A 19,568-nucleotide genomic window follows, 5' to 3' on the forward strand; every position below is an offset into this window, starting at 1 on the left:
GGGGTCAGGGCAGCCAGCGTTGCACCAGCCGCACCACCCGTTTGACCGTCATGTTATCAAACAGTTTCGGAGAGAAATAGGCACCCGCCGCCCGCTTGTTAAGCTCTGCGATGGTCGGATAGGGGGCAATCATCGCTGAAATCCCTGCCATTTTGACCCCGTTGGCGATAGCCAGCGACCATGTGGCGATCAATTCGCCCGCCTGATGGCCAACGATCGAGGCCCCGACGGGCCGCCCCTTGACCACCATCACCTTGATCAGGCCACGGGTCTGGCGCGTGGCGATGGCGCGGTCGTTGTGGTGATAGTCGAACCGGGCGACCTCCAGCTTGTCGCCGTATTGCTCGCGCGCCTGCGCTTCGGTCAGGCCGACCTGAGCGATCTCGGGGTCGGTATAGGTGGCCCATGGGATATGCGCGGTGTTCACGCGCGCGGGCAGGCCGAACAGCGCCTCGCGGATGATCAGCCCGGCGTGATAGCCCGCGACATGGGTGAATTGCAGCCCGCCCGCCACGTCGCCGATGGCATAGACCTTGCGGTTCGAGGTCCGCAGGCGCCCGTCCACCGTGATCCCGGCGCGGGTATGGGCGATGCCGGCGGCGTCCAGATTCAGCTGCTCGATATTCGGTTTGCGCCCCACCGCGACCAGCAGGTGCGAGCCGGTGAAAGCACCCTTGGAGGTCTGCACGGTGATCCCGTTTTCCGCACTGATACGCTCGGCCAAAGCGCCCTCGACGATCTCGACGCCCTCGTCCCGCAGCGCCGCCAGCGCGATGGCGGCCAGTTCCGGGTCATCCTTGCCCAGCGCCTTCGCGCCCTCGATCACGGTGACCTTGCAACCCAGCCGGACATGCGCCTGCGCCATCTCCATCCCGATGGGGCCGCCGCCGATGATCAGCAGGTGCCCGGGCTTTTCGCGCAGATCGAACAGGGTTTCGTTGGTCAGGTAGGGCACATCCGCCAGCCCCGGAATCGGCGGCACCAAGGGCGAGGAGCCCGTCGCGATCACGATCCGCCGCGCGGTGATGGTATCCTCGCCCGCCTGCACGGTGCGCGGCCCGGTGAAGCGGCCGAACTCGCGGATCACCCGCACGCCCAGCCCTTCGAACCGTTCCTGGCTGTCCACGGGGGCGATCCGGGCGATCACGGCGGCCACATGATCCTTGGCCGCCGCATAATCCACCTGCGGGGCCACGGGTGTGATCCCCATCGCCGCGCCCGCCGTCATCGCATGGGCCGCATGACCCGCCGCCAGCAGCGCCTTGGACGGCACGCAGCCGTAGTTCAGGCAATCGCCGCCCATCTTGTGCCCCTCCAGCAGGGTCACATCGGCGCCCATCTGGACGGCCCCGGCGGCCACGGACAACCCGCCCGAGCCCGCGCCGATCACCAGCAGATCCGTCTTGATCTGAGCCATTACAGTCCTTTCCGGCCACGGGTGGCCTTGATTACGATCGGCAGCGCCGCCAGCGCGCACAGGCCCAGAATGGGCAGCAGGATGCGCGGCTCAAAGATCAGTCCCAGGTTCGGCGTCTCGCCACGGGCAAAGACCTCGCCCAGCCCCGCCCCGACCGAGGTGTAGACCAGCCCGCCCGGAATGATCCCCAGAAAGGTCGAGACCACGAAGCGCCCCAGCGGCACCCCCACCATCGCCGGCACCAGGTTGGCCACGAAGAACGGCACGGCCGGCACCAGACGGATCAGGAACAGCATGGACCACTGGTTTTCGTCGATGCCGTCCTTGATGCGTTTGACGGCGCCGTGGCCTGCCTCCATCCGGGCGGCAAGGCGTTCACCCAGCCCCCAGCGCGCGGCCAGAAAGATGCCCACCGCCCCGATGGTCGCCGCCGAGACGTTGAACAGCACGCCCGGAAAGGTGCCGAACAGGAACCCGCCCGTCAGCGTCGCCACCAGCGCACCGGGCAATGAGAACGCCACGATCGCCACATAGGCCGCCATGAAGGCCAGCACCGTCAGCGCGTAATGCTGATCGCGGAACGCCAGCAGGGCCTGCCGGTTGTCCCGCAGCGCCTCGAACCCCAGCACGTCGCGCAGCAGGTAGCCGCCCACCAGCGCCACGGCCAGAATCACCGCCAGCGGCAGCATCCGGGCCCAGCCCCGGCGTTGCGAAATCCGTCCCTCTTGCACGGCAGTCTCCCCTTCTTCGGTGCGGCCAAGATGCGCGCAGGCCCGGTCAGATGATAGCCCGTTCACGCCGGGTTGATCGCCGGTGACCGCTCACGTAACGTTTTTTCAGGCCCAATTCGTCGACTGAAACATTCGCGCACGAAAACCGCAGCATTTTTGTTGCAAAACTGGCCATGGGCATTTGACTTCTGAAAAAGCCCCCCCTATAGACCGGGCTTCGAATACCTGGGTCCGGCGAATCCGATCGCCTGCCCCAATGATGACCACAGTTGATTTGGAGACGGAGCGATGAAACGCACCTACCAGCCCTCGAACCTGGTTCGCAAGCGCCGCCACGGCTTCCGCGCACGTATGGCAACCAAAGCTGGCCGCAAGGTCCTGAACGCCCGTCGTGCACGCGGCCGCAAGTCGCTGAGCGCATAAGCTCGGTCGACCAGACGGACATGACACCGCCGGAGGCCCCCGTGGATGGCAGTGCCAGCCCCGGGGATACGCCCCCGGCGGTGTCCGTTTGTCTGACGGTTCTCAAAACCCGGGCCGAGTTCCTGAAAGCCGCCAATGCGCGGCGTCAGGGCACCAAAGGCATGATGGTACAGGCGCGCAAACGTCGCGCTGATGAGCCCGCGCAGGGAATCCGCGTGGGCTTTACCTGTTCCAAGAAGGTTGGCAACGCCGTCGCCCGCAACCGCGCCAAACGGCGGCTGCGAGAGGTCGCCCGCATGATCCTGCCCGCGCATGGCCATGCCGGATGGGATTACGTTCTGATCGGCCGCGCCGGTGACACCGCCGCGCGCCCCTTTGTCGACCTGCAATCCGACCTTATCTATGCGCTGAAAAAGCTGCATCAGGATCGCTCATGACGCCCCTCGCCCATATCGCCGCCCTGCCCGTGCGCGCCTATCGGCTGATCTTCAGCCCCTGGGTCGGGTATAACTGCCGCTACCAGCCCACCTGCAGCGCCTACGCGCTTGAGGCGCTGGAGAAACACGGCGCGATCCGTGGCAGCTGGCTGGCCCTGCGCCGCATCGGCCGCTGTCACCCCCTGGGCAGCGACGGCTATGACCCCGTCCCCGAGCCAAAGAAGAAATGACCATGCTGGACGACGATCTCGACGACATCCACCCGCTGTTCCACGGTGCGCCCTCCAGCACCGATTTCAAGAAGCTGCGCAAGCGGATCGTCCGCCACACCCGCGAAGCGATCGAGCAATACGGCATGATCGAACCCGGCGCGCGCTGGCTGGTCTGCCTGTCGGGCGGCAAGGACAGCTACACCCTGCTGGCCGTGCTGCACGAGCTGAAATGGCGCGGTCTGCTGCCGGTCGAGCTGCTGGCCTGCAATCTGGACCAGGGCCAGCCCGGTTTCCCGGCCACCGTCCTGCCCGAGTTCCTGCAAAAGATGGGCGTGCCCCACAGGATCGAGTATCAGGACACCTACTCTGTCGTCATGGACAAGGTGCCCCAAGGCCGGACCTACTGCGCGCTCTGCTCGCGTCTGCGGCGCGGCAACCTTTACCGAATCGCGCGCGAAGAAGGCTGCTCGGCCGTGGTGCTGGGCCATCACCGCGACGACATTCTGGAAACCTTCTTCATGAACCTGTTCCACGGCGGGCGCCTGGCGACCATGCCGCCCAAGCTGGTCAATGAAGAGGGCGACCTGTTCGTTTACCGCCCCCTCGCTCATGTGGCCGAGGCCGATTGCGAGAAGTTCGCCCGCCTGATGAACTACCCCATCATCCCTTGCGATCTGTGTGGGTCTCAGGACGGTTTGCAGCGCCAGCAGGTCAAGCAAATCCTTGATGGATGGGAGAAAAACTCTCCCGGTCGGCGTCAGGTGATGTTCCGCGCGCTGATGAACATCCGCCCCTCGCACATGCTGGACCCCAAGCTGTTCGACTTTGCCGGGCTGGCGCTGGGTAAGAACGATTTTCAGCAAATCGACACGGAAATTCCCAAGCTGCGTTAAGGCCACGTTGAGACTCGGGCGCCTAGCTTTCCCACAACCGGAAAGAGAGGCCACCCATGTCGCACACCCGCCTGCCGGCGCTGCCCCCCCTGCGGACCAGGCTCCGCTATGCCCTGACCGGGCCGCATATTCTGGCGTTCCTGCCCGCCGCGGTGCTGGGCTCCTACTGGATTGGCGGCGAGGGGTATCTGCTGGCCATCTCGCTTGGCTTTCCGATGCTCTACGCGCTGGCGGGGGGCTTTGGTCAGATGGCCCGCCCGGTCGAACCGGCTGAATTGCCCCCGATCGAGGTGATCGCCGAATCCCGCCTGCAAGACGCCCACGCCCAGCAAAAGGCCTTTGCCATCTACCTGATCGCGCTGGACGATCATGACGAACTGCTGGATCGCTACGGCCGCGCCGCCACCCAACGTGTGATGGAGCGTGTGACCGACCGCGTCGGCGCGATTCTGCGGCAGGGCGATCTGGTCCTGCGCCCCGAAGAGGGCATGGTCGCCGTCGTCTTGGCCCCCGTCCGCCTGCTGGATCTGGAAAGCGCGATCCAACTGGCCCGCCGCCTGCAAGCCGCCGTCGAGGAACCGATCGCGCTGGATTCGACCAGCGTGTTCCTGTCCTGCTCCATCGGTTTCAGCCTCAGCCAACAGAACAGCCATCGCAACGGGCTGAAGATGATGCAGAACACGCTGGCCGCGCTGGACGACGCGCGCGCCAATGCCCCCTCGGCGATCCGCGCCTGGTCCGAAGGCATGCGCGCCCCCCGCCTGACCCGCGCCAACCTGACCGACCAGGCCGCCCGCGCGCTGGAGGACGGCCAGATCCACCCGTGGTTCCAGCCCCAGATCTCTACCGATACCGGCCAGATTTCGGGGTTCGAGGCACTGGCCCGCTGGATTCATCCCCAACAGGGCATCATCCCGCCGGGCGATTTCCTGCCCGTTCTGGCCAGCGCCGGCATGCTGGAACGGCTGGGCGAGGTGATGCTGTCCCGCTCCCTCACCGCAATCGCGGAATGGGATCGCGCCGGGGTGCACATCCCCACGGTCGGCGTCAACTTCTCCGAGGCCGAGCTACGCAACCCCAAACTGCTGAACCGGATCGAGTGGGAGCTGGACCGACACGAACTGTCCCCCGACCGCCTGACCATCGAGGTGCTGGAAACCGTCGTCGCTGCCTCGCCCGACGACATGATCGCCCTGAACATCAACGCCCTGTCGCAATATGGCTGCGCCGTCGATCTTGACGATTTCGGCACCGGGCATGCCTCGATTTCCTCGATCCGCCGCTTTGCCGTGAAACGGATCAAGATCGACCGTTCCTTCGTGATGAAAGTGGACCGCGACCCCGAACAACAGCGCATGGTCACCGCGATCCTGTCGATGGCCGAACGGCTGGGCCTGGAAACCCTGGCCGAAGGGGTGGAAACCGCGGGCGAACATACCCTACTGGCGCAACTGGGCTGCGGCTATGTGCAGGGCTTCGGCATTGCCCGTCCGATGCCCTTTGCCCAGACGCTGGACTGGATCCGCGCCCACGAAGCCAAGTTGAAACAGCCCCCTCTGATCGGACGCAAGCAGGTTTGAACAAGCGAAAGGCCGCATTCCCGGCGAAATCCGGGGATTCCGCTTGACCTTTTTAGCCGCCCCCTGTTGAACCACCCACAACTTCACCAGGACAGGCTAGGATCCCGATGGACGATCAGAACAAGAACCTCATTTTGGCAACGGCGCTCAGCTTTGTCGTTATCCTTGTATGGTTCCTCCTCTTCCCGCCGCCGGAAAAACCGGCCGAAGATCCGAACGCGCCCGTCGCCACCACCGAGGTGACCAGCCCGGTCGCCCCTGCGACCCCTGCTGCCACGCCGGGCCAGTCCGTGACGGCCGAGTCCGCCTCGGACGCGCCGCGCCTGGCCATCGACACTCCGCGCCTGAAGGGCTCGATCTCGCTGCAGGGCGGCCGCATCGACCAGCTGTTCCTGAAGGACTACAACGAAACCATCGCCAAGGACTCGCCCACCGTGCAGGTCCTGTCGCCGGTCGGCTCTGACAACGCCTATTACGCGCTGTTCGGCTGGGCCGCAGGCGCTGGCATCGCGCCCGAAGGCGTGCCCGGCCCGAACACCGTCTGGGCGGTCGAAAGCGGCAGCACCCTTGCGCCCGCGACCCCCGTCACGCTGGTTTGGGACAACGGCAAGGGCCAGACCTTCCGCCGGATCATGTCGATCGACGACAACTACATGTTCTCGGTCGAGCAGACCGTCACCAACGCTGGCGACGCTTCGATTTCTCTGGCCCCCTATGGTGTGCTGGTCCGCCACGGCGAGCCGAAGAACGCCAAGAAGTTCTTCGTTCTGCACGAAGGCACCGTTGGCATGGCCGATGGCGAGCTGACCGAGACCACCTATGGCGACCTCGAAGATCTGGACTATAGCGAGCGTGAAGGCGCCCGCGCCGACGTGACCCAGGTCACCGAGACCGGCTGGATCGGCTTTACCGATCACTACTGGATGTCCACGCTGATCCCGGCCAAGGGCACCGCCTTCAAATCCGCGATCAAGTATGACGAGCGCCGCGACATCTTCCAGGCCGAGGCCGTGCAGCCGACGCAAACCGTCGCGCCCGGTGCCACCATTTCGGCCAAGACCCAGATGTTCTCGGGGGCCAAGGAATGGGAAGTCATCCGCGCCTACGAAGACAAGGGCGTCGAGAAATTCGTCGACTCGATCGACTGGGGCTGGTTCTTCTTCCTGACCAAGCCGATCTTCCAGCTGCTGCACTTCCTGCACGGCTTCATCGGCAACATGGGCTGGTCGATCATCGCCCTGACCGTCGTGCTGAAGGCGATCGTTTTCCCGCTGGCCTACAAATCCTATTCGTCGATGGCGAAGATGAAGGAACTGCAGCCCAAGATGGAAGAGCTGAAAAAGGCCGCTGGTGACGATCGCGCCAAGGTCCAGCAAGCCATGATGGAGCTGTACAAGAAGGAAAAGGTGAACCCCGCCTCGGGCTGTCTGCCGATCCTGATCCAGATCCCGATCTTCTTCTCGCTCTACAAGGTGATCTTCGTCACGCTGGAACTGCGTCACGCACCGTGGTTCGGCTGGATTCAGGACCTTTCGGCGCCCGATCCCAGCTCGATCCTGAACCTGTTCGGCCTGCTGTCGACCCCGGTTCCCGGCCCTGACAGCATCTTCGCGATCGTCAGCCTCGGCATCCTGCCGATCCTGCTGGGCATCTCGATGTGGCTGCAGCAGAAACTGAACCCGGCACCCACCGATGCGACCCAGGCGATGATCTTTGCCTGGATGCCCTGGGTGTTCATGTTCATGCTGGGCAACTTTGCCAGCGGCCTGGTTCTGTACTGGATCACCAACAACACGATCACCTTCACGCAACAGTACCTGATCATGCGTAGCCACGGGTATCGCCCCGATGTGTTCGGCAACATCCGGTCCAGCTTCAAGAAGAAGAAGACGTGAGCCATCTGGCCCAGATCATAAGGCATCCGATCAAATCCATCGGATACGAGACCCTGCAAAGCGCGCCCCTGACAAGGGGGCGCGCTCTGCCCTTTGACAGGGTGTGGGCCATCGCGCACGAGGCCGCCTCTTTCGGCGCCAACCCCACCGAATGGGCGCACAAGCGCAACTTCGTCCGTGGCGTTGCCGCGCCCGAGCTGATGGCCATCCGCGCCACGCTGGACGAGGCGACCGGCCTGGTCACCCTGACGCATCCGCGCGCCGGCACCATCACGCTGGACCCGGTTGCCCAGGCCGATGCGCTGCTGGACTGGGTGCGCCCCCTTTGGCCCGACACCCGCCCCGCCGCCGCTGGCGTTGTCCACATCCCCGGCCAACCACTGGCCGACTGGCCGAACCCCTTCCTTGCGGTGCTGGGCATGGCCTCGCTGCGCGAATTGGGCGGCCATCTGGGCCAGGACCTGTCCGTCCACCGCTTCCGCGGCAACCTTTGGGTCGATGGCTGGGCCCCTTTCCAGGAATTCGATCTGATCGGCCGCCGCCTGCGTATTGGCGAGGCCGAGCTGGAGATCGTCCAGCGCATCACCCGCTGCGCCGCCACCACCACCAATCCCGAAACCGGAGTGCAGGATGCCGATACGCTGGCCGCCCTGAACACCCGATACGGCCACCAGGATTTCGGCACCTACGCTGTCGTCACGAAATCCGGTACAGTCGCCGTCAATGACCCCGTAGAGATCCTGTAATGCACCTGCCGTTCCCCATCGCCGAAGAGCCCGATCCCCAGACCCAGGAAAAGGGTCGCCTGATGTTCGCGGGCCAGACCGATTTCCTGAAAGGCGTCGTCGCCATGTCCGGCCTGCCGCCGTCGGACCGGCTCGAGGTCTGCTTTGCCGGGCGTTCCAACGTCGGAAAATCCAGCCTGATCAACGCGCTGACCGGCCGCAAGGGCCTGGCGCGCGCCTCGAACACGCCGGGCCGCACGCAGGAAATCAACTTCTTCACCGTGGGCGAGGAGCACTACCTCGTCGACCTGCCCGGCTATGGCTACGCCAACGCGCCCGTCGCCGTGGTCGAGAAATGGCAGAAACTGCTGAAACAGTACCTCTCGGGCCGCCAGAACCTGCGCCGCGCCTTCGTGCTGATCGACTCGCGCCACGGCATCAAGAAGGTGGACGAGGAAATCCTGTCCTTGCTGGACAGCGCCGCCGTCACCTTTCAGGTGGTGATGACCAAGGCCGACAAGGTCAAGGCCGCCGACCGCGAAGCGATCCTCAAGCAGGTGCGCGAAAAGCTGGCCAAACACCCCGCCGCCTTCCCCGAGATCATCGTGACCTCCTCGGAAAAAGGCGACGGCATCCCCACCTTGCGCGCCATCATCTCCACCCTGATCTGACCCGAAATCTTTCAAAGATTTCGGACCGGATTTTTTTCAAAAAATCCGGCGCCCGGCTCAGACGTGCTGGCCTCCGTTCACCTCGATCTCGGTCCCCGAGATGTACGAGGATGCGTCGGTGCACAGGAAATAGATCGTGTTGGCCACCTCGATGGTCTGGCCCAGCCGCCGCATCGGGATGTCCTCGATCAGCTTGTCCGTGCCCGGCGACAGGATTGCCGTTTCGATTTCGCCCGGCGCAATCGCATTCACCCGCACGCCCATCGGCCCGAAATCATTGGCCATCTCGCGCGTCAGCGCCTTCAGCGCGGCCTTCGACGTCGCATAGGCCGCCCCGGCGAACGGATGCACACGATACCCCGCGATTGAGGTCACGTTGACCACCGCGCCCTTCGCAGCGGCCAATTCCTCGCGCAGGCCCCTCGCCAGCACGACCGAGGCGAAAAAGTTCACATGGAACACTTGGCCCCAGGTCATCAGATCCGTGTCGATCGTGTTCAGCCGCGCACCCCCCGGGCCCTTTGGCGAAATCCCGGCGTTATTGACCAGCGCGTCCAGCTTGCCGTCCAGTTTCTCGCGGATTTCCTCGACCTTGTTGATCGTGTCCGTGGGGTCGGCCAGGTCGATCTGGATGTGGTTTTCCGACCCGCCGCCCCAGGGGCATTCCTTTGGAAACGCCTGGCGCGAGCAGGTGATCACCCGCCAGCCCTCGCGTGCGAAACGGCGCACGGTGGCGTGGCCGATGCCCCGGCTGGCCCCTGTCAGCAACAGTGTTTTTTGTCTTTCGGACATTGCTCTTTACCCCTGGATGATTAGCTGAAACCCTAGCACTGCCATCGCCAAGTTCAACGTAGCACTTGGCACCCCCAGTCAGACCCTGTAACACAGGACGAATTTCGGGACGCAAATGATGAAGAAGCAGAACATGAACCGCGATTGGATCGCCACCGCCCGCACCCTGGCCGAGGCCCTGCCCTACCTTCAACGCTTCAGCAACTCGCTGGTTGTCGTCAAATTCGGCGGCAACGCCATGGGCGACGATGATGCGATGGCTGAATTCGCCCGCGACATGGTGCTGATGCGTCAGGTCGGCGTGAACCCCGTGGTCGTGCATGGCGGCGGCCCGATGATCAACGACATGCTGAAAAAGCTTGGCATCGTCAGCGAATGGGTCCGCGGCAAGCGCGTCACCGACAAGGCCACCGTCGAGGTGGTCGAGATGATCCTCTCGGGTCTGGTGAACAAGCGCATCGTGCAGGCGATCAACGACGAAGGCGGCCGCGCAGTCGGCATCTCGGGCAAGGATGACGACCTGATGGTCTGCGTCGCCGACGACCCCGAACTGGGCTTTGTCGGTCGCCCCGTGGAAATGAACGTGCAGGTGATCCGCGATCTGTGTGCCGCCGGGATCATCCCCGTCATCGCACCCGTCGCCACCGGCATGGCCGATAACGAAACCTTCAACGTCAACGGCGATACCGCTGCCGGTGCCATCGCCGGCGCGCTGAAGGCCGACCGCCTGCTGCTGCTGACCGACGTGCCGGGCGTCAAGGGCAAGGACGGCGAGGTTCTGACCCAGATCACCCCCGAACAAGTGCGCGAGATGATCGCCGACGGCACCATTGCTGGCGGCATGATCCCCAAGACCGAAACCGCGCTGGCCGCGCTGGATCAGGGCGTGCGCGCCGTGGTCATTCTGGACGGCCGCCTGCCCAACGCCTCGCTGTTGGAACTGTTCACCGAGCATGGCGCGGGCTCCATCATCCGCTCGACCGCGCCACGGGTGACGCCCACCCATCCGGACGAATGAGCGCGAGCTACCAACAGATTGCCGATGCCGCCCTTGGGCGGCATCTGTGCATCCGGGGGGCGTTTCATCCCACGGACCTGCCCGGGATCGGCACGCTGGTCCTGCTGGGCCCGGACGAGCCCGCCTTCTGGCCCGTCTTCTCGGCCAGCCCCGAGGCACAGGACAGCCAGCCGTCGCCGATGGATCGCTGGTCCGCCCGTGTGATCGGCGGTCTGGCCAAGGAACTGGGCGCGCAGCCCTTCTACCCCTTCGGCGGCCCGCCCCATGCCCCGTTCTTTCGCTGGGCCACCGACAGCGGCCGTGCCTGGCCCTCGCCGATCCAGTTTCTGGTGCATGACGTCGCAGGCCTGTTCATCTCGTATCGCGGCGCCCTCGGCTTTGCCGAGCGGTTGGAGCTGCCACCCCTGCCCACCTCGCCCTGCCCCAGCTGCGCCCAACCCTGCGCCACCACCTGCCCGGTGGATGCCTTCGCCGGGGGCGGCTACGACGTGCCCGCGTGCAAGGCCTACCTTGCCACACCCGAAGGCCGCGACTGCCTGGAGCGCGGCTGCGCCGCCCGCCGCGCCTGCCCGATCAGCCAAAGCTTCGGCCGGATCGAGGCGCAATCCGCATTCCACATGAGGGCCTTCCTATGAGCCTGCGCCTGATCCTGATGCGCCACGCGAAATCCGATTGGGATGACCCCACCCAGCCCGACCACGCCCGCCCGCTGAACCCGCGTGGACGGGCCTCGGCCACGGCGATGGGCGACTGGCTGCGCGCGCGAGGGGATCTGCCCAACCTGGCGCTGGTCTCGGACGCCACCCGCACCCGCGAAACCTTTGCCCGGCTGAAGCTGGAGGCAGAAGCGCAGTTCCTGCCGCGCCTCTATCACGCGGGGCCGGCCATGATGATGGACGTGCTGCAGGGCGCGGGAACGGCGGGGTGCGTGTTGATGCTGGGCCACAACCCCGGCATCGCCGAATTCGCCGAGCGCCTTTTGACCCGTCCGGTGACCCATCCGCGGTTTTACGACTACCCGACCTGCGCCACGCTGGTTGCGAATTTTCCGGTTGCCGATTGGGCCGACGTCTCTTTCGGTACCGGCACCGCTGTCGATTTCGCTGTCCCCCGGGAAGTGATCGATGGCTGAGGTCGGGGGCAAAATTCTTTCAAAGAATTTTGTCCGGAAAATTTGAAATTTTCCGGGCCTCCGGCGGGAGTATTTCCAGTCAGAAAGAAACAGAAAAGGCGCGCCCGGTGTGGCGCGCCTTTGGTTGGTTTGGATGTGGGTTTAGTGACCCAGAATCTGCGACAGGAACAGTTTGGTCCGCTCGGATTTCGGGTTGTTGAAGAACTCTTCGGGTTCGTTCTGTTCCACGATCTGGCCCTGGTCCATGAAGATCACTCGGTTGGCGACCTGGCGGGCGAAGCCCATCTCGTGCGTCACGCAGAGCATGGTCATGCCTTCCTCGGCCAGCTCGATCATGGTGTCCAGCACCTCTTTGATCATCTCGGGGTCCAGCGCCGAGGTCGGTTCGTCGAACAGCATGATCCGCGGCTTCATGCACAGCGAGCGGGCGATCGCCACACGTTGCTGCTGACCACCGGACAGCTGGCCGGGGTACTTATGCGCCTGGTCCGGGATTTTCACCTTTTCCAGGAAGTGCATCGCGGTCGCCTCGGCCTCTTTCTTGGGGACCTTGCGGACCCAGATCGGGGCCAGCGTGCAATTTTCCAGGATGGTCAGGTGCGGGAACAGGTTGAAGTGCTGGAAGCACATCCCCACCTCGGAGCGGATCTTGTCGATGTTCTTCAGATCCGAGGTCAGCTCTGTCCCGTCCACGACGATCTTGCCCGACTGGTGTTCTTCCAGGCGGTTGATGCAGCGGATCAGCGTCGATTTGCCGGACCCCGAGGGGCCCGCGATGACGATGCGTTCGCCGCGGTTGACGGTCAGGTTGATGTCGCGCAGCACGTGAAAGGACCCGTACCACTTGTTCATGTTGGAAATCTCGATGGCCACCTCGTCCGAGACGGTCATTTTCGAGCGGTCGATATCGCGGTCGATAGCAAGTTCAGACATGTGCGATCTCCTTAGTGATGGTCGGTCCTGAGCTTGCGCTCGAGGTACATGGAATAGCGGGACATGGAGAAACAGAAGACGAAGAACAGGAAGGCGATGAAGCCGTACAGTTCCCAAACGACCCCGTTCCATGCGGCGTCCGCGCGGATGGCGTTCGACAGGCCCAGCGGGTCCAGCAGGCCGATCACCGACACCAGCGTGGTGTCCTTGAACAGGCCGATGAACGTGGACACGATGCCGGGGATCGAGATCTTCAGCGCCTGGGGCATGATGACCAGACGTTGCGACTGCCAGTAGTCCAGCCCCAGCGAATCCGCGCCTTCGTACTGGCCCTTGGGCAGGGCCGCCAGACCGCCGCGGATCACCTCGGCCATGTAGGCGGATGCGAACAGCGTGGCCATGATGATGACGCGCATGATGATGTCGAAGTTGGTGCCCGGCGGCATGAAGATGTTCAGCAGGGTCGACGCCACGAACAGCAGCGTGATCAGCGGAACGCCCCGGATGAACTCGATAAAGCCGACGCACAGCGATTTGACGATCAGCAGGTCCGACCGGCGCCCCAGTGCCAGCACGATGCCGATCGGCAGCGAGCAGGCGATGGCGACGACGCCGATGGTGATCGACAGCATCATCCCGCCGAAATAGCGGCTTTCGACCGGGGTCAGGCCGATGTTCAGCACGTCACCCAGCGTACCCGAGACCGGGCCGGCCAGCAGCAGCCACCACACCAGCGATGCGGCAACGCCTGCGATGATCCCGGCCAGGCTGCCGACGGCGCGGTCAACGGCCTTGAACACCACGTAGCCGATCACGAAACCGGCGGCTGCGGTCAGCGGCCCCCAGATCGTCCCGCCCCACAGCATCCACGGCATGATGAACGGGAAGGCCGCCGAGAAGTAGATCAGCTTGGCCGGTACTTTTTCGGAAAACAGCACCGGGGCCAGTGCCACGAACAGCAGCACAAAGGTCAGGATCGGACGCCAGTACAGCTCGGACGGGTAGAACCCGAACAGCAGCTGCACCCAGCGGTCCCGGATCACGCCCCAGCAGGCGCCTTCGTGACCCGCCAGGATTTCCCGGCATTCGTTCAACGAGGCCGCAGCCCAGGTCGGCGACAGCGTCCAGGACAGCAGGAACCAGACGACGTACAGGATGAATGCACCGCTGACGACGGACAGGACCGAGTTCAGCCAGCCCGAGAACAGGTTTGCGCGCATCCAGCCGATGACACCGACCGAGGTTGCGGGCGGGGCCTGCTGCGGCAGCATTTCCGTGCGAACAAAAGAGATATCGCTCATGTTACCTCTCCACCAGTTTGACGCGGTTGTTGTACCAGTTCATCACGGCTGAGATGCTCAGACTGATGGTCAGGTAGATCAGCATGCCGATCAGAACCGTCTCCAGCTCGCGGCCGGTCTGGTTCAGCGTGATGCCCATCAGGGTGCCGGTCAGATCCATGTAGCCCACGGCGATTGCCAGGGACGAGTTCTTGGTCAGGTTCAGATACTGCGAGATCAGCGGCGGGATGATCACCCGCAGCGCCTGCGGCAGGATCACCAGGCTCATCACTCGCTTGGGACGCAGGCCCAGGGCGCTTGCGGCCTCGGTCTGACCCTTGGAGATAGCCAGGATACCGGCGCGCACGTTTTCCGCGATGAAGGCGGCGGTGTACAGCGACAGGGCCAGCCACAACGCGATCAACGAGTTGCGCATGTAAATCCCGCCCTGGAAGTTGAAGCCCTTCAGTTGCGGGTAACCCAGGTAGAACCCCAGCGCGACCAGCACCGCGACCACGGGCAGCACCACGACGGCCATGTTGATATGCCAGGTCTTCGGGCGCTTGCCGGTGACATTCTGAATGCGGTGGGCGCGGGCATTGATGAAGTGCCGCGCGATCAGGCCGCCGGCCAGCGCGATCAGCACCGCGATCAGGTCCAGCGAAACGTCGAAACGAGCGGGCGACCCGGCAAAGAAATGCAGGTTGCCCAGGCTGTTGGTGAACAGCGGCTCGGGAACGTAGACCCCCCTGTTGGTCAGAACCAGGGCACCCGTCTCGACCCCCTTATAGGCGCGGGGTGCGGGCAGCGTCTCGATCAGGATGGCCATGGTGAACACGATCCACAACAGCACGGGCACGTTGCGGAAGGTTTCCACGTAGATGGTCATGATCCGGGCGATCAGCCAGTTCTTGGACAGGCGAGCGACGCCGATGAACACACCCAGCACCGTCGCGGTGATGCAGCCCATGACGGCCACCAGGATGGTGTTCAGGAACCCGATCACTGCGGCACGCAGGTGGGTGCTTTGGGAATCGTAGTCGATCAGGCGCTGGTTGATGTCATAGCCGGCCGGATCGGCCAGAAAGCTGAACGAGGGCTCTTTGCCCAGATCGTGCAGGTTCTGCGCCGTGTTGTTGATCAGCCAGGCGAACAGCAGCATGAATCCCAGCATCGCCACGACCTGAATGGTCATGGATCGGTACCGGGTGTCGTAAATCAGCATAGATAGCCGAAACGACTCCTTCGGAGGGTCGGTCAATGTGGTCATTGGGTGTTTCCCCGTCTTTCGGCCGGTGGTTTTTCTGCGGTCCCTGATGGGCCGGTGGCCGAATTATTCACTTGTCACAAGAGGAGGAAGGGCGCGGGATTTCCCCGCGCCCCTCTGTTTTTCAAGCTCTTAGCGGAAGGGCGGGCTGTAGAGCAGGCCGCCATCCGTCCATTGTGCGTTCAGACCGCGCGACAGACCGATCGGGGTGTTCGAACCGATGGTCTTTTCGAACAGTTCACCGTAGTTGCCGTTGACCTTGATCGCCTTGTAGGCCCAGTCAGCCGACAGGCCCAGCATTTCGCCCAGGTTGCCTTCGGTGCCCAGAACGCGGTTGATTTCCGGGTTGTTGGTGCCTTTGGCCAGCTCGTCGATGTTGGCCGAGGTGATGCCATACTCTTCGGCTGCGATCAGCGCGTTCAGGGTCCAGCGGGCGACGTCGGCCCATTCGCTGTCGCCATGGCGGACCAGCGGTGCCAGCGGCTCTTTCGAGATGATTTCCGGCAGCACGACGAAGTCGCCCGGGTTCTCAAAGGTGGCGCGGGTTGCGGCCAGGCCCGAGGCGTCGGTGGTGTACACGTCGCACGCACCGGCCAGGAACTGCTGCTGAGCTTCGGCGTTGGTTTCGATCGGAACCGGCTCGTAGCTGATGTTGTTGGCGCGGAAGAAGTCCGCCAGGTTCAGCTCGGTGGTGGTGCCGGTCTGGATACACACGGTGGCGCCGTCCAGCTCTTTGGCCGAGGACACGCCCAGTGCCTTGGGAACCATGAAGCCCTGACCGTCGTAGTAGTTGGTGCCGACGAATTCGAACTTCAGGTCGACATCGCGCGAGTAGGTCCAGGTGGTGTTACGGGCCAGCAGGTCGACTTCGCCCGACGCCAGCGCGGTAAAGCGGGTCTTGCCGGTGGTCGGCACGAATTCCACGGCTTCGCCATCGCCCAGAACGGCGGCAGCAACGGCGCGGCACATGCCGACGTCGAAACCGTCCCAGTGGCCGTTCGCGTCAGGTGCCGCAAAGCCCACCAGACCGGTGGTCACGCCGCAACGCAGTTTGCCGCGGGCCTTCACGTCCTCCAGGGTTCCGGCTGCGGCAACGCCTGCGGCCAGACCGGCGACAGTCAAAGCGCCCAGAAATACGGATTTTTTCATTTTTACCTCTTCCTGATTTTCCGCCTGATTATTTTGGCGGTTGATCCGATCCTCTCAGATCGGGCTAGAAACTTGAAAGGGCTCTCGCCCCTCAGTGTCCGAAGATTGGGCGGATTCAGTCCCAAAGGTCAAGGGACTGATGTGCAAAACGGCGCTCGCTTCGGCCGGTTTACGTCAGGGCAATGCAAAAAAATGATCAAATTACGCGAGGCGGCTCAGATCAAAGAATCGTTTCGCGTGCAGGAAGGCCTGTTTTTTCGTCGCGGCCAGCTCGGCGGCTTCCTCGTCGACGCCCCATTGTTCCTCTTGCCAGGTCTCGTCGACTCTGGACATGTCCCACAAGGTTTCGGCCGGATATGTGTCGTAAATCGCGGCGAATCCCAGGATCAGCGACCCGCTCAGCCCGACCAGGTCATGGAACGCCGCAAGTGCAAACGAATCCATATCCCGCACGCGCTGATGCAGCCCCGCCAGAATCACCTCGTCCTGCTCGACATGCATGACGCCCGCGCCCACGTTCAGGCGCGCGCCCAGATTTTCGGCAGCCCAGTCCAGAACCGGATCCCAGGTCGCCGCCTGCCGCGCGATCAGCTCCTCGGGCGAGGTCGCCCGATAGCACAGCAGGTCCGTCCCGCCGTAATCCGCGATCAGCCCGGCCACTTCGGCGTGTTGCGTCGCCACCTTGTCCAGCGCGGCGTTGGCGCTGCGGGTGACCGGCATGATCTGCGGCTTGATCTCGCCCTCTTGTGCGTCCCACTCCTCGGCGATCGCTTGCGCCATCGCCAGCGTCGGCACCACCAGCGGAGTCTTCGCCGGCGTTTTCACCCGACGTCCGTCCAGCAACACGGTGAACCCGCCCTCGCATGCCTCGGCCGTTGCCTGTTTCCAGAACCGTTTCGCCGTCCAGCCGCTCATGCCTGCCCCCATAGTCGTGTGATCGTGTCCGCCAGTTGCGCCACCTCATGCACCACCACGTCCGCGCCGTCCAGCCTGTCGGGGGTGTGATAGCCCCAGCTGACCCCGATCGCGCGCATTCCGGCGGCCCGCGCCATCTGGATGTCGAACTCGGTATCGCCGATCATCACGGCATTCGCCGCGTCCACGCCGGTTTCCGCCAGCGCCGCCAGCAGCATCGCCGGATGCGGTTTCGAAGGGTGATGGTCCGCCACCTGTTGTGTCAGGAACAGCCCCTCCAGCCCGTGGCCCGCGATCAGCGCGTCCAGCCCACGCCGCGACTTGCCCGTCGCCACGCCCAGCAGATGCTCGGGGACCGAGGCGACCTGCCCCAGCATTTCCCGCACGCCCGGATACATCGGGCTGCTGACCAACGTCCCCTGAGAGGAGCGCCGTTGATGGTAAATCTCCTTGTACGATTTCTCGAGGAAATCATACGATTCGGCAGGTAAACCGGGGGTTAACCGCGGGATCGCCACGTTCAGCGACAGCCCGACAATCGCCAGAATCGCCGCCCGGTCCGGGGCTTCCAGACCGGCCGCCTCATAGGCGCCACGCATCGAGGCGACGATATCCTGCTGGCTGTCCACCAGCGTGCCGTCGACATCGAACACGATCAGCCGCAGTGGCTTGGTCATCGCAGGCTCTCGAACGGGTCCTCGGCGGCAAGGTCCTCGGTCCAGCCGAAGGTCTCCCAGCTGTGGGCCATGTGCGGCGGCAGCGGGGCGGTAAAGGTCACGATCTTGCGGCTGACCGGGTGTTCGATGGTCAGGCTGCGCGCGTGCAGGTGCAGCTTTTTGCTGATGACCCCGCCCAGTTGCGCGCCCCATCCGTCGCCCAGGTTTTCCTGGCCCGAGCCGCCATATTTCCCATCCCCGGCAATGGGATGGCCGATTTCTGCCATATGCGCGCGCAGCTGGTGGGTGCGCCCGGTCAGCGGCTCCATCGCCACCCAGGCGGCCCGGCTGCCGACCCGGTACAGCGTCGCATAAAGCGTATGCGCGCGTTTCGCGCCCGGCGTTGCGTCCATGTCGCGCGGGTGCACGGCGATCATCTTTTCGCCCTCACCGCTTTTGCCGTGGCCGGGGGCCTTGACCAGCCCGTACTTGATCTCGCCCAGATAGGGGTGCGGCACGCCGGCGACCAGCGCCCAGTAGATCTTGCGCGTGTTGCGGTGGCGGAAGGCGGCGGTCAGCGCCGCAGCGGCCGCACGGGTCCGCGCCAGCACCAGAATGCCGCTGGTGTCCTTGTCCAGACGGTGCACCAGACGGGGTTTTTCGTCGTAGCCAAAGGTTAACGCCTCGGCCAATCCGTCCACGTGTTTGGTCTGTTTGCTGCCCCCCTGCGTCGGCAAGCCAGCCGGCTTGTTCAGCACGATGATATCGTCGTCCTTGTACAGAACGGCGTCCTGGATCATCTTGGCGTCAGCATTGCTAACCCGCAGTTTTTGCAGGGGCTTTTGCTCATCCGGCTCGGGCAGAGGGGGGATGCGCACCTCGACCCCGACCTCCAGCCGCGTGCTGGCTTTGCACCGCGCGCCGTCGACGCGCAGCTCGCCCTTGCGGCACATTTTTTCGACATTCCCTTGCGTCAGGTGGGTAAACTTTCGTTTCAGCCAACGGTCCAGCCGCTGGTCCCCTTCGCCCGGTCCGACAATCACAGTCTGTACACGGCTCATTGCACGATCCCCCGGGCAACCATCAGTCCCAGCATCAGTGCGCTGATGGAAAACACCACAGAAACAAGGACATAAACGGCGGCGGTCGTGGTTTCTCCGCGCTCCCAGATCGTTACTGCATCCAGCGAGAAGGCCGAGAACGTGGTGAACCCGCCCAGCACGCCGGTCATCAGAAGCGGCGCAAAGCGGTTGGCGCTGAGATGGCCCAGCACCACGACGATCACGCCCATGACAAAACTGCCGACGACATTCACCGTCAGCGTCCCCCACGGGAACCCAGGCCCCATCAACCGCAGCGCGGCGAAGCCCGTCAAATAGCGCCCCGAGGCACCGATCGCGCCCCCGAGGGCGACTTGCAGTAGCGTTGTCAACATGGCCCCC

22 protein-coding genes are annotated in these 19,568 nt (G+C 64.1%); 11 read left to right on the forward strand and 11 right to left on the reverse strand.

The features are described from left to right. Positions 1-4: 4 nt before the first annotated feature. A complete protein-coding gene (locus tag E7681_RS06100; RefSeq protein ID WP_136338375.1) occupies positions 5-1,417 on the reverse strand; it encodes a dihydrolipoyl dehydrogenase family protein in 1,413 nt (470 codons plus the stop codon). Next, positions 1,417-2,106, reverse strand: a complete 690-nt coding sequence (locus E7681_RS06105) for a TVP38/TMEM64 family protein (protein WP_136338472.1) — start codon at positions 2,104-2,106, stop codon at positions 1,417-1,419. Before E7681_RS06105 ends, E7681_RS06100 begins: the two co-directional genes overlap by 1 nt. A gap of 330 nt (positions 2,107-2,436) precedes the next feature. On the opposite strand from E7681_RS06105, the gene rpmH reads away from it, so the two are divergent. From rpmH to yihA, 8 genes are all read left to right on the forward strand, one after another. Then, positions 2,437-2,571: a 50S ribosomal protein L34 gene (gene rpmH / locus E7681_RS06110; RefSeq protein ID WP_043868490.1), complete on the forward strand. Its 135-nt coding sequence runs from the start codon at positions 2,437-2,439 to the stop codon at positions 2,569-2,571. A 20-nt stretch (positions 2,572-2,591) separates the two neighbouring features. Next, positions 2,592-3,008 (forward strand): ribonuclease P protein component, encoded by a 417-nt coding sequence (gene rnpA, locus E7681_RS06115; RefSeq protein ID WP_136338376.1) that lies wholly within the window; start codon positions 2,592-2,594, stop codon positions 3,006-3,008. Further along, positions 3,005-3,238: a membrane protein insertion efficiency factor YidD gene (gene yidD, locus E7681_RS06120; RefSeq protein ID WP_136338377.1), complete on the forward strand. Its 234-nt coding sequence runs from the start codon at positions 3,005-3,007 to the stop codon at positions 3,236-3,238. Before rnpA ends, yidD begins: the two co-directional genes overlap by 4 nt. 2 nt (positions 3,239-3,240) lie before the next feature. Further along, positions 3,241-4,113 carry a tRNA 2-thiocytidine(32) synthetase TtcA gene (gene ttcA, locus E7681_RS06125; protein WP_136338378.1) on the forward strand — a complete coding sequence of 291 codons (873 nt, stop codon included), beginning with the start codon at positions 3,241-3,243 and terminating at the stop codon, positions 4,111-4,113. 56 nt (positions 4,114-4,169) lie between these two features. Further along, positions 4,170-5,693, forward strand: coding sequence for a putative bifunctional diguanylate cyclase/phosphodiesterase (locus tag E7681_RS06130; RefSeq protein WP_136338379.1), 1,524 nt, complete (start codon positions 4,170-4,172; stop codon positions 5,691-5,693). A 107-nt stretch (positions 5,694-5,800) separates the two neighbouring features. Continuing rightward, positions 5,801-7,588 carry a membrane protein insertase YidC gene (gene yidC / locus E7681_RS06135; RefSeq protein WP_136338380.1) on the forward strand — a complete coding sequence of 596 codons (1,788 nt, stop codon included), beginning with the start codon at positions 5,801-5,803 and terminating at the stop codon, positions 7,586-7,588. After that, on the forward strand, positions 7,585-8,334 hold the full coding sequence (locus E7681_RS06140) for an MOSC domain-containing protein (RefSeq protein ID WP_136338381.1): 750 nt from the start codon (positions 7,585-7,587) through the stop codon (positions 8,332-8,334). Before yidC ends, E7681_RS06140 begins: the two co-directional genes overlap by 4 nt. Continuing rightward, positions 8,334-8,984: a ribosome biogenesis GTP-binding protein YihA/YsxC gene (gene yihA, locus E7681_RS06145; RefSeq protein WP_136338382.1), complete on the forward strand. Its 651-nt coding sequence runs from the start codon at positions 8,334-8,336 to the stop codon at positions 8,982-8,984. The genes E7681_RS06140 and yihA overlap by 1 nt, the downstream gene beginning before the upstream one ends. Positions 8,985-9,041: 57 nt before the next feature. On the opposite strand, the gene E7681_RS06150 is transcribed toward yihA, so the two are convergent. Then, positions 9,042-9,776 (reverse strand): SDR family NAD(P)-dependent oxidoreductase, encoded by a 735-nt coding sequence (locus E7681_RS06150; RefSeq protein ID WP_136338383.1) that lies wholly within the window; start codon positions 9,774-9,776, stop codon positions 9,042-9,044. A 133-nt stretch (positions 9,777-9,909) separates the two neighbouring features. On the opposite strand from E7681_RS06150, the gene argB reads away from it, so the two are divergent. From argB to E7681_RS06165, 3 genes are read left to right on the forward strand one after another with little or no spacing between them, the layout of a single operon-like run. Continuing rightward, positions 9,910-10,794, forward strand: a complete 885-nt coding sequence (argB, locus tag E7681_RS06155; RefSeq protein ID WP_136338473.1) for an acetylglutamate kinase — start codon at positions 9,910-9,912, stop codon at positions 10,792-10,794. Next, positions 10,791-11,429, forward strand: coding sequence for a ferredoxin (locus tag E7681_RS06160; RefSeq protein WP_136338384.1), 639 nt, complete (start codon positions 10,791-10,793; stop codon positions 11,427-11,429). The genes argB and E7681_RS06160 overlap by 4 nt, the downstream gene beginning before the upstream one ends. Then, the gene (locus tag E7681_RS06165; protein WP_136338385.1) at positions 11,426-11,926 is read left to right on the forward strand and encodes a SixA phosphatase family protein; all 501 of its coding nucleotides are present in this window, start codon (positions 11,426-11,428) and stop codon (positions 11,924-11,926) included. The genes E7681_RS06160 and E7681_RS06165 overlap by 4 nt, the downstream gene beginning before the upstream one ends. 141 nt (positions 11,927-12,067) lie before the next feature. On the opposite strand, the gene E7681_RS06170 is transcribed toward E7681_RS06165, so the two are convergent. The 8 genes from E7681_RS06170 to crcB all read right to left on the reverse strand — a co-directional run bounded on the left by E7681_RS06170 (position 12,068) and on the right by crcB (position 19,561). Continuing rightward, entirely contained in the window at positions 12,068-12,859 is a 792-nt protein-coding gene (locus E7681_RS06170) for an amino acid ABC transporter ATP-binding protein (protein ID WP_136338386.1), read from the reverse strand. An 11-nt stretch (positions 12,860-12,870) separates the two neighbouring features. Further along, on the reverse strand, positions 12,871-14,160 hold the full coding sequence (locus E7681_RS06175) for an amino acid ABC transporter permease (RefSeq protein ID WP_136338387.1): 1,290 nt from the start codon (positions 14,158-14,160) through the stop codon (positions 12,871-12,873). 1 nt (position 14,161) lies between these two features. After that, entirely contained in the window at positions 14,162-15,409 is a 1,248-nt protein-coding gene (locus tag E7681_RS06180; protein ID WP_136338388.1) for an amino acid ABC transporter permease, read from the reverse strand. Between the two features lie 129 nt (positions 15,410-15,538). Then, a complete protein-coding gene (locus E7681_RS06185; protein WP_136338389.1) occupies positions 15,539-16,555 on the reverse strand; it encodes an amino acid ABC transporter substrate-binding protein in 1,017 nt (338 codons plus the stop codon). Positions 16,556-16,756: 201 nt separating this feature from the next. Then, complete coding sequence (locus E7681_RS06190) at positions 16,757-17,470, reverse strand: ATP12 family chaperone protein (protein ID WP_136338390.1); 714 nt, start codon at positions 17,468-17,470, stop codon at positions 16,757-16,759. Next, positions 17,467-18,147 carry an HAD-IA family hydrolase gene (locus tag E7681_RS06195; RefSeq protein WP_136338391.1) on the reverse strand — a complete coding sequence of 227 codons (681 nt, stop codon included), beginning with the start codon at positions 18,145-18,147 and terminating at the stop codon, positions 17,467-17,469. The genes E7681_RS06190 and E7681_RS06195 overlap by 4 nt, the downstream gene beginning before the upstream one ends. Continuing rightward, entirely contained in the window at positions 18,144-19,187 is a 1,044-nt protein-coding gene (locus tag E7681_RS06200; protein ID WP_136338392.1) for an RluA family pseudouridine synthase, read from the reverse strand. Before E7681_RS06200 ends, E7681_RS06195 begins: the two co-directional genes overlap by 4 nt. Beyond that, positions 19,184-19,561 carry a fluoride efflux transporter CrcB gene (gene crcB / locus E7681_RS06205; RefSeq protein ID WP_136338393.1) on the reverse strand — a complete coding sequence of 126 codons (378 nt, stop codon included), beginning with the start codon at positions 19,559-19,561 and terminating at the stop codon, positions 19,184-19,186. Before crcB ends, E7681_RS06200 begins: the two co-directional genes overlap by 4 nt. Positions 19,562-19,568: the final 7 nt, after the last annotated feature.

The organism is Thalassobius vesicularis, from assembly GCF_004799325.1.
In the GTDB taxonomy this organism is placed as follows: Bacteria; Pseudomonadota; Alphaproteobacteria; order Rhodobacterales; family Rhodobacteraceae; genus Thalassobius; species Thalassobius vesicularis.

What these genes read in the sequence shown, in the direction of transcription:
- E7681_RS06100 (WP_136338375.1), bottom strand. Translation starts at nt 1,417, where the DNA reads ATGGCTCAGATCAAGACGGATCTGCTGGTGATCGGCGCGGGCTCGGGC.
- E7681_RS06105 (WP_136338472.1), bottom strand. Translation starts at nt 2,106, where the DNA reads ATGCTGCCGCTGGCGGTGATTCTGGCCGTGGCGCTGGTGGGCGGCTAC.
- rpmH (WP_043868490.1), top strand. Translation starts at nt 2,437, where the DNA reads ATGAAACGCACCTACCAGCCCTCGAACCTGGTTCGCAAGCGCCGCCAC.
- rnpA (WP_136338376.1), top strand. Translation starts at nt 2,592, where the DNA reads ATGACACCGCCGGAGGCCCCCGTGGATGGCAGTGCCAGCCCCGGGGAT.
- yidD (WP_136338377.1), top strand. Translation starts at nt 3,005, where the DNA reads ATGACGCCCCTCGCCCATATCGCCGCCCTGCCCGTGCGCGCCTATCGG.
- ttcA (WP_136338378.1), top strand. Translation starts at nt 3,241, where the DNA reads ATGCTGGACGACGATCTCGACGACATCCACCCGCTGTTCCACGGTGCG.
- E7681_RS06130 (WP_136338379.1), top strand. Translation starts at nt 4,170, where the DNA reads ATGTCGCACACCCGCCTGCCGGCGCTGCCCCCCCTGCGGACCAGGCTC.
- yidC (WP_136338380.1), top strand. Translation starts at nt 5,801, where the DNA reads ATGGACGATCAGAACAAGAACCTCATTTTGGCAACGGCGCTCAGCTTT.
- yihA (WP_136338382.1), top strand. Translation starts at nt 8,334, where the DNA reads ATGCACCTGCCGTTCCCCATCGCCGAAGAGCCCGATCCCCAGACCCAG.
- E7681_RS06150 (WP_136338383.1), bottom strand. Translation starts at nt 9,776, where the DNA reads ATGTCCGAAAGACAAAAAACACTGTTGCTGACAGGGGCCAGCCGGGGC.
- argB (WP_136338473.1), top strand. Translation starts at nt 9,910, where the DNA reads ATGAACCGCGATTGGATCGCCACCGCCCGCACCCTGGCCGAGGCCCTG.
- E7681_RS06160 (WP_136338384.1), top strand. Translation starts at nt 10,791, where the DNA reads ATGAGCGCGAGCTACCAACAGATTGCCGATGCCGCCCTTGGGCGGCAT.
- E7681_RS06165 (WP_136338385.1), top strand. Translation starts at nt 11,426, where the DNA reads ATGAGCCTGCGCCTGATCCTGATGCGCCACGCGAAATCCGATTGGGAT.
- E7681_RS06170 (WP_136338386.1), bottom strand. Translation starts at nt 12,859, where the DNA reads ATGTCTGAACTTGCTATCGACCGCGATATCGACCGCTCGAAAATGACC.
- E7681_RS06175 (WP_136338387.1), bottom strand. Translation starts at nt 14,160, where the DNA reads ATGAGCGATATCTCTTTTGTTCGCACGGAAATGCTGCCGCAGCAGGCC.
- E7681_RS06180 (WP_136338388.1), bottom strand. Translation starts at nt 15,409, where the DNA reads ATGACCACATTGACCGACCCTCCGAAGGAGTCGTTTCGGCTATCTATG.
- E7681_RS06185 (WP_136338389.1), bottom strand. Translation starts at nt 16,555, where the DNA reads ATGAAAAAATCCGTATTTCTGGGCGCTTTGACTGTCGCCGGTCTGGCC.
- E7681_RS06190 (WP_136338390.1), bottom strand. Translation starts at nt 17,470, where the DNA reads ATGAGCGGCTGGACGGCGAAACGGTTCTGGAAACAGGCAACGGCCGAG.
- E7681_RS06195 (WP_136338391.1), bottom strand. Translation starts at nt 18,147, where the DNA reads ATGACCAAGCCACTGCGGCTGATCGTGTTCGATGTCGACGGCACGCTG.
- E7681_RS06200 (WP_136338392.1), bottom strand. Translation starts at nt 19,187, where the DNA reads ATGAGCCGTGTACAGACTGTGATTGTCGGACCGGGCGAAGGGGACCAG.
- crcB (WP_136338393.1), bottom strand. Translation starts at nt 19,561, where the DNA reads ATGTTGACAACGCTACTGCAAGTCGCCCTCGGGGGCGCGATCGGTGCC.